This window comes from Candidatus Methylobacter oryzae, from assembly GCF_003994235.2.
GTDB lineage: Bacteria > Pseudomonadota > Gammaproteobacteria > Methylococcales > Methylomonadaceae > Methylobacter_A > Methylobacter_A oryzae.
On the sequence record NZ_RYFG02000053.1, the window covers coordinates 1 to 5,794 of the forward strand.

The 5,794-nt window shown below is 42.3% G+C and carries 5 protein-coding genes; 2 read left to right on the plus strand and 3 right to left on the minus strand.

Annotated elements, in window-relative coordinates:
* Positions 1-209: 209 nt before the first annotated feature.
* Both EKO24_RS06565 and EKO24_RS06570 read right to left on the minus strand, forming a co-directional pair.
* A complete protein-coding gene (locus EKO24_RS06565) occupies positions 210-1,433 on the minus strand; it encodes a transcriptional regulator (protein ID WP_127030734.1) in 1,224 nt (407 codons plus the stop codon).
* Positions 1,434-1,461: 28 nt separating this feature from the next.
* Positions 1,462-1,749, minus strand: coding sequence for a type II toxin-antitoxin system HigB family toxin (locus EKO24_RS06570; RefSeq protein WP_127030735.1), 288 nt, complete (start codon positions 1,747-1,749; stop codon positions 1,462-1,464).
* A gap of 307 nt (positions 1,750-2,056) precedes the next feature.
* On the opposite strand from EKO24_RS06570, the gene EKO24_RS06575 reads away from it, so the two are divergent.
* Complete coding sequence (locus EKO24_RS06575) at positions 2,057-3,196, plus strand: XRE family transcriptional regulator (protein ID WP_127030736.1); 1,140 nt, start codon at positions 2,057-2,059, stop codon at positions 3,194-3,196.
* Between the two features lie 5 nt (positions 3,197-3,201).
* Positions 3,202-3,684: a DUF4411 family protein gene (locus EKO24_RS06580; RefSeq protein ID WP_277752498.1), complete on the plus strand. Its 483-nt coding sequence runs from the start codon at positions 3,202-3,204 to the stop codon at positions 3,682-3,684.
* A 635-nt stretch (positions 3,685-4,319) separates the two neighbouring features.
* Here the strand turns inward: EKO24_RS06580 and EKO24_RS06590 are convergent.
* Positions 4,320-5,279, minus strand: a complete 960-nt coding sequence (locus EKO24_RS06590; protein WP_127030739.1) for a hypothetical protein — start codon at positions 5,277-5,279, stop codon at positions 4,320-4,322.
* Positions 5,280-5,794: the final 515 nt, after the last annotated feature.

A 5,794-nucleotide genomic window follows, 5' to 3' on the forward strand; every position in this document is an offset into this window, starting at 1 on the left:
TAGCGCTTGCGGTGTTTTCTTTTAGCCATTGCAAATTTTAAATTTTGCAGGTTTTGCAACTCAATGGCTACTTTTAAAACACGCACTTAGATTAACTACGAGCGGCATTGGGGTTCTTATACCACCCAATGCCTTGCCAAAAGACACGCCAATGTCGTTTGGCAAAATCACAAAAAAGGGCAAAAGCGCCAACTTTTGCCCTTTATTATTCAACTCCGTTTTTCAAACAGTTCTCTTACACTGCCTCCCGTAATCAAACGACTCAGTAGCCGCCAATTATTGGTTTCATAGCGAATACGGCCTGCGACGATAGCCGGATGAATTCTCAATTCGTCTGCCAACCTAATTGCATCGTCTTGCCTGTGCGTTATTTTCACATCGGATTGCATCCATATTTCTTGAGGAATCAGCGCGTTTCGCGCACCTTCGTCGGCTTGCTGTTCCTCTACACTCGTCCGTGTTTTATCGTCCAGATTATCTAAGATGAATGCGTAATCCTGCGTCAAATGCTTACGCACGTGCACCAGCTCATGAATCAAGGCAAACCAAAAATTATCGATACGATCGTGCCGTAAGGTCAGTGCTACGACCGGCGTCTCGCCCATTAGCATCGCCGCACCATCCAAATAGGTTTTCTTGAAGTGATATTCAATGACCAGAACAATGCCTTTATCGGCCAGATATTCCTGCGCTAACAGCGGGCCGGTTTCGAAGCGTGACAATCTGGCAAGATCGGTCAGCCATTCATCGGTAATGATGCCGGACGTGTACTTCGTCCGTAGCTCGACAGCCTGCGCTTTTTTTAACACGCAGGCCCGCCAAGCGATCAACGCATAGTCATCCATTTCTCGCGCTCCGCTCTGATGCATGGGCGCTCTTAATAACGCATGGCTATTGTGCCCGGAAATACCCTGCGTGAACCACGTAAATAATTCTTCTGCGTGATCTTTGATGTTAGCAATATGTTTTGAGAAACCAGAAAAACAGCCTCTTTCCTGCATTTCTTTGAGCGGAAACTTAAGGTAGTCGTACACGGGTTCTGCGTTAATATCGATGTCTCCATGACTGGAGGTACTGATGAGCACTTCCGCCGGAATGTCTAGGCCTCTATGAAGCGCCCGAATCATTGCCAAGCTTAAATCGCGTTTTCTGGATAAAACCTCAGAAACCTTAGAGATAGAGCCGATCATCGGCACCAAATCGCGTGGCTTTAAGCCTAACTGGTCCATTCTGAATAGAATGGCATCAATCGGATCGGGAATAACTGGCGCGACTTTGGTGCGTTCATACGATTCAATAACTAGCGCCAAAAGCTCCAATTCGCCTTCCTCAACCGATCCGCTTTCAATGTTCATGTCCATTAACGCAGACAGGCGAGCCATAGCAGTTTCATAGTCATGCTGCGTTTTGATTACTCGTACTGGTTGGTTCATGGTGATGTCCTCGGTTAAAGTTGTAGTGTTATGTGAATCTTTTTTTGTCGTATTCCGCGTGAGTTCCAATCCATTCAATTTTCACAATACCGTATTGATACTTCGCTTTTATGACCAATCGGTATTTATTGCCTTTGATGTTAAAGATGACGATGTTGTCGGCTAAGAAGCTGGCGGATGGATAGCGGCTTTTAATGTCATGAGGCCCATCCCAATGGGCTTTCTCAACGTCATACCGCCAAGTGTCCAATGCGCCGCGTGAATCGGCGTGATCTTGCTTGAATTCCTCTAATGTTAAAAGCCCCAGTAACTTCATTAACTAGCTCTTTATTCCTGAATTGGGAAATAATATACATTCCCTTTTTGGGAAGTGTCAATTCATTTTGATGGTTTACTGAATAAAGTAGAGCTGTAGAGATTCGTGCAGCAATTCGCCAATTTACACATAACGTTCAATGCAATCGGACATAAAAAATCCCCACTTGGAAAAGACTCGGCAGGGATCAAGCTCAAGGCTTTGTTCATGGCGGGTTGCTGCGCGAACTACCTTACAGTATTCTCAGAAAATATGTTTCCGGCAAACATGCCGTTATAATTCGCTCAATTAAATAAAGAACATGGCTATGACTACGGCAAAAATCAACGCAGACATGCTAGCCTGGGCGCGAGAGCGCTCCGGCATCGCTGCGCCTGAATTTGCCCGGAAATGCGGCGTTAGCGAAGAAAAACTGAACGAATGGGAATCCGGTCAACTGCCTCTAACCTTCAAACAGGCGATGACCTACGCCGAAAAAGCGCATGTGCCTTTCGGTTATTTATTCCTTGCCAAGCCTCCGGTGGACGACTTACCCATTCTGGACCTAAGAGCCATTAATAATCAAAGTTATCGGCAACCCAGCGCCGAGTTGCTTGACTTGATTAAGCTGATGTTGCAGCGTCAGGAATGGTACAAAGACTATTTAAAAATGCAGCTCGCAGAGCCTAATCCTATTGTCGGAAGGTTTTCTACAAAAGATAGCGTAACGGCAATCGTGCGGAACATGCGAGCCGAATTAGGCGTTGGCGAACACCCGGAACGCGGCAAATGGGACGATTATTATCGCGATTTGGTTAACCGAATTGAGTCCCTGCGCATTATGGTCATGCGTCAAAGTTATCTCGACCACTATACCAGGCCATTGCAAGTTGAAGAGTTTAGAGGATTTGCGATTGCAGACCACTACGCCCCGATTATTTTTGTAAATCACGCGGACGTCTTAGGTGCCCGGCTTTTTACATTGATTCACGAGCTTTGCCATATATGGATTGGCCAAACCGGAATTTCCGATAGCAGTACCGACACGCAACGAGCGGAAGAAACGCTTTGCAATGCAGTCGCTGCCGAGTTTTTGGTGCCGGCCGACGAGTTTAAGTCTTTATGGGATAGCGGGCTGGACAGTTGGCAGACCAATTTAGCCGTTCTCGAAGCGCATTTTCATGTCAGCACATGGACCTTGGCGCGGCGAGCATTGACGTTAAACTTCATTACAAACGACCAGTACCATCGTTTTATTGCGTCTCAGCAGGCGTTGCACAAAAGCCGGGAGATTAGCTCCGGGCCGAGCTATTACCGGATGAAAAAAGCCCAAATCAGTAATTTGTTTTCCCGTGCCGTTGTCAGTGAGGCTTTGAGCGGTCAATTATTATTGCGGGAAGCAAGCCAACTGTTAGGCGGCATTAAACCGGACAAAATAGCGGAGTTTGCCAAGGAGTTGGGCATTTGAAATATTTGCTGGATTCCAACACGTATATCCAGGCCAAAAATTTTTATTATGGTATGGATATATGTCCCGCTTACTGGGATTGGCTGGACCGGCAATTTCAATTGGGTCTTGTTGCAAGCGTGGCTATGATAGGCAAAGAACTCAAGGAAGGTAATGACCAGTTGGCGGAATGGGTAAAAGCAAGGCCTGAACACTTTATCCAAAACGACGATGACGACACTCAAATCGTCTTTGCGGAGATAGCCCGAACTGTCATCATGGGCGACTATAATGCCGGAAATCGCGATAATTTTCTGGCTAAAGCCGATCCTTGGATTATTGCAAAAGCTAAAGCAATAGGCGCAACGGTTGTGACGCATGAAGCGTTGTTAGCGCCAAACACCAAAAAAGTTAAAGTCCCGAATATTTGCCGGCAGTTCAATGTTCCTTGTCTGGATACGTTCCAGTTTTTGAGAGAGTTAACTGCTCGTTTTGTATTGGAAAGTTAAACGTTAACAAGTAATTCCACGCCATAACCTTGGTGTGGCCAGTGCGTAGGGCGTAGCCAATCTTGCATAACATTCAATATAATCGGATATAAAAATCCCAGCTGGGGAAAACTCGGCAAGGATCAAGTTCAAGGCTTCGTTCATGGTGGATTGCTGCGCGAATCCGCCTTGCAGCGTTAGTATGTTTAAAAGCTGTTAAATACGAATCCATAGCCTCATCTGAGCTATTTGCTGATAACTGAGTACATCATTTGCACAAAACATCAGTAGGAATTGGAAAGGACATGCTACATGGCTACAAACACAAGGATAGATATCTTCACTCTGATTAATACAAAAAAACCCGTACATGACGGGTTTTTTAATGGGGAATTCGGTAATGTCTGCTATCAATCAGCCAAAAAAACAACACGAGTTGTTGAAATTCGACCATTCGCACTATTTTTAATCTCGTAATCATTGAAGTCTTTACCCGATTTTAGAACTTTCATTATCATACTTTCAGATTGAAGTTGAAAGGATAAATTCGCACTTTGTGTCTTTATCTCATTGTTTTGTATGTCTTTTTTCTTGTTTATGTTCATGCTCCACCCGGTATGTTAGATTTAAGTTGATGTAAGTGAGTTTATTGTTATTTATTTTATTTGTTCAAGGCTTGCTATTTTACGGTAACTTTGCATTATTGGAAATAAAGCATCTGCTAAGACTGCTCCCATTTGTATAGAATAATTTTTATCAAAAACATCCTTATCAGAACAATCAATCGTTAAAAATCCATATAAAGTTTGATCTCTTTTTTTGTCTAAACTAGTTTGTTCTGGCAAATCGTCCTTACAAAAAGCGTAGCGAATCGGCCAAACAAGGGCGGATCGATAAGTGAGAGGCCAGTTTTCTTCTGTGTAACTATTAACCCCTCCAGGTAAACTTGTGTTTTCATAGCTTTGCCCTTCTAGCGGTAAATTGTTACTGAAGAAATAGTCGATCTGTCTTTCAAGTATTTGTTTATAGTCAGTATTTTTAAGTATCTTATGCTGACCATCTTCTCGCCCATCATATTCTCGGCAATTTTGTGTAGATAAAGAATCACGTACCAATGTCTTCACATACATATCTGAATCGCTATTGTGTCCAGATCCTATAACTTTAATTGATGCTCGACACGATACACCAGAGCATAGTTGAAAAGCTGCAAAATATGAATCTAAACAGGTAGTTAACAATTGTTTGAAACGCGTTTTTTCAAATTGCAACTTAGTATCTTCATCGTCTGTTATTTGGCATGCTTCAAGATAACGATAAGCATCCCGAGCACAATGAATAGATCTATGAATCCATTGTATAGCTTCGGCATACTTCGCTTTATTCTCATAATTTTTCAATTCACATACATGCCTTAATGATTGTTTATGGAAAGCCCACCATAAAACAATATAGTATCCACCGATAAAACCTAGCAGCATTCTATAAAAAATATCTTTTTGAAAATTAAATGTACTAAGAATCACGCTTAGCAGGGTGACTGCAATATAAATGTGATAGGCGTTGTCTGAAAAACTATGCCATAAATTTTTAAGATTTATTTCTTTAAGATTCATCCAGACTTTTCCTCTGAAGTAAATTAACCGTTTTGTTGTTTATCGTTCCATCCCAGCTTATTCGTTTACTTATAGCTACTTCCATGGAGGAGTTAATGCGTTCCAAAAGATGTAATCCAATCTATAAAAACTGATATAGGACAGAATCAGCCTAATTTATTAAGACGGCGCCTTTCATAAAGGCGAATGTTATCTCCACCAAATCAGCAACCAAAATACTATCGTTTAAAATAAGCGTCATATTATAGTCTACCACCCTTACAGGAACAATTAAGAATCTTACTCGATGTTCAACTTTGAAATATCAACCTATACATTCAAAATGTAATGGTAGATTACTGGGCCGATGATTCAAAAAAGACGTCTATCATATGAGCGAGTCGTTTGCGAATAAAACGCGATGAGTTGCACCCATAGAATGTTACTAAGTGCGTGTTTTAAAAGTAGCCATTGAGTTGCAAAACCTGCAAAATTTAAAATTTGCAATGGCTAAAAGAAAACACCGCAAGCGCTAC